Origin of the sequence: Mesorhizobium sp. M1399, assembly GCF_040317735.1 — a bacterium.
In the GTDB taxonomy this organism is placed as follows: domain Bacteria; phylum Pseudomonadota; class Alphaproteobacteria; order Rhizobiales; family Rhizobiaceae; genus Mesorhizobium.
Map to the genome: position 1 here is coordinate 1 of NZ_JAMYKZ010000065.1, position 2245 is coordinate 2245.

Sequence of the window (2245 nt, forward strand, 5' to 3'; positions counted from 1 at the left end):
GGCATGGGCACGCCCGGAGTCTATCCGGCGTCAAGTCACGCAGGCATAACCAACTACATTAATGATCGAAATGCGTTCGATTTCATATCCGCGCACCAACGCCTATCAATGCCCTTTCTCTGCGACGACCAAGGGGAAGCCGACAATCAGGCCCCTGCCCGTATGCAGCAAGATTTGGCTTTCCCTATGGAGCAAGGCCGACCCTATAGCGTCCGGCGATCCGCCAGAACCAGTCTTGATCGAGATCCAACTCGCGTGCCGCCTCCGTGATCGCATCGGCTGATCGGTCAAACAGCGCATAGCAGAGTTCGGCGTCATCATGCCGGGCATGGTAAGCTATGCCATCGGCGCCAATGGGATGACGGGCCAGCGCGATCGACCACGCCTGCGGCACATCGTAAGGTAAACCCCCGTGTGCCACCTCGGCGGTTGCACCAACGCGGGCAAGACCGGGCCCGGCAAGACGGATCAATTTCAGATCTCTTTCAATGATGAGGCGAACATACGCCTTCCGCTGGAGAATATCCGTATCGATGAGCGTGCGTCCGGGAGTTCGCAGAAACGTCTCGGCGAACGCGCCACTGGTCTCCTTTGCCGCGTAGAGCACGCCATAGGAGGCGTCGAGGGCGTTGAACCGCCCCGCAGTCGACTTATCGAAGAAGATCGGCCCGAACTTGGCCGTGTAGAAGCGGTGAACCTCCTGCCCTGCCGATAGCATCACCAGCACGGGCAGGCGCCGGTCCAAGTCTGCGGGAGGAAGTGGGCCGCTCACGCCCCCTGCTCACCATGCCGCCTCGCGGCTTCAAGCACGAGCTCGAGTTGGCCGGATCTGAGAAGCTCGATGGGCTTACGATTGCTGAGCTTTACATCTGGGTGGGCAAGGAAGTTGAGCACCGTCCAGGAATTGCTGGTCTGCAAAGCCTCACGAACGGCCTTGAGCCCAGGTACAACAGTGCCGTCGCGGTTGAACTGCAGCGTGGGGTAGCTGCGACGGTTGCTCGGGCCGGGGACGGCAAGCAAAGAACCGTCCTGCACTCGCTTGTCGATCGCCTGCCGGGAGACGCCGCGCATCAGGGTGCGGACCTCATCAAGATCATAGGCGCCGCCCGCGTCGCGCAGATCCTGCTGTGCGATACGGATACCTTCAAGCATCGCGCGGCTGCGCGCATCGGGCTCGAATGCAGTCTTGTCCACTAAGGCTTCGCGCTCCAGCTGGGCAGGACGCGGACCTCGCTCAATGACCTCGGTGACTCGAGCAACACGACCGCGAACCGACTTCCTGATCGCGCTGACGGACTCCGGTTTTCCGGATACAATCGCAACGTGCGCGCCGGCCGGCAGCTTGAACCCGGCCAGCGCCTTGATCGGGTCACCCTTCATCGTGAACATTGTCAGTACGGCCGTGCCTCGCGTCTTCGCGGTGACGGCTGATGCCTTTACTTGCGCTTTGTCTGCCATAGGTCTCGCCTCCTGATGCGATAATATGGCGTCCTGCGCAACTTTGTCAATCTAAGCAACCCTGACAATCTTCCCGGACGGAGGAACCCGCCGTGCGGCACTGCTATGCGAACGCCGATTTCCTTCGGCAGCTCGCAACGTCCGATATCCGAAGATTCAGCATATTGCGGGCCATCCTCGGCTAATCGGCAGCGCTTGGCCGCTTCCGCTCCCCGACCGCCGGCGGCTTTTCTTGCCTGCCGCAGTTCGTCGAGCGTTGGCTGCCACCAGATCCGGCGCTCGACTTCCGGTCCGGGCCGCCGCGGCCAAGCCTTGACGAGCTCATCCAGCTTAGCGGGGCGCCAACGCCCCCATACGTAGTCACCCGTGATGGGAAGGTCGGCATAGGAACGACGCAGAATTTCTGGGTCCACCGCCTTACCCTCGCAGCCGACGAAGACTACAATGCCGTAAGCAGAAGTCATAACAGGCCGACCGGAAGGCGGAAGGTTCTCGGGGTCGAGCGGATAGCGCCGCCGGCGACGTTCGGTCGCGCGGAGCGTTGGTGCATGGATCCTTTGTCAACGGTTTGGCGATAGGCAGGCAGGATCGAAATCAGCTTGATGCGAGTGCCATGCCGTACAAACACAACGCAGATCCTCGTCATCACGTGGGAAAGATGAAATTCAGGGTGACGAATTGGCGTGACTACGAAGCAGGTCTGCGCCGGCGTGGTAGCCTGACCTTATGGGTAACCCGGAGGCACTTGCGGGACGGCGCGCTCCGCGACGCAAGACCCGCGGCGGCC

General features: G+C 61.4%; 2 protein-coding genes and 1 pseudogene. 1 reads left to right on the forward strand and 2 read right to left on the reverse strand.

Translation table 11 applies throughout. The features are described from left to right. Positions 1 to 184: 184 nt before the first annotated feature. Positions 185 to 718, reverse strand: a complete 534-nt coding sequence (locus NKH05_RS32890; RefSeq protein WP_353027096.1) for an RES family NAD+ phosphorylase — start codon at positions 716 to 718, stop codon at positions 185 to 187. 50 nt (positions 719 to 768) lie between these two features. Then, entirely contained in the window at positions 769 to 1458 is a 690-nt protein-coding gene (locus NKH05_RS32895; RefSeq protein WP_353017947.1) for a hypothetical protein, read from the reverse strand. 613 nt (positions 1459 to 2071) lie between these two features. On the opposite strand from NKH05_RS32895, the pseudogene NKH05_RS32900 reads away from it, so the two are divergent. Beyond that, a pseudogene (locus NKH05_RS32900) lies at positions 2072 to 2245 on the forward strand (IS5/IS1182 family transposase); the annotation flags it as partial.

Coding starts and splice junctions, on each gene's coding strand:
- NKH05_RS32890 (WP_353027096.1), bottom strand. CDS start 718: ATGCTATCGGCAGGGCAGGAGGTTCACCGCTTCTACACGGCCAAGTTC.
- NKH05_RS32895 (WP_353017947.1), bottom strand. CDS start 1,458: ATGGCAGACAAAGCGCAAGTAAAGGCATCAGCCGTCACCGCGAAGACG.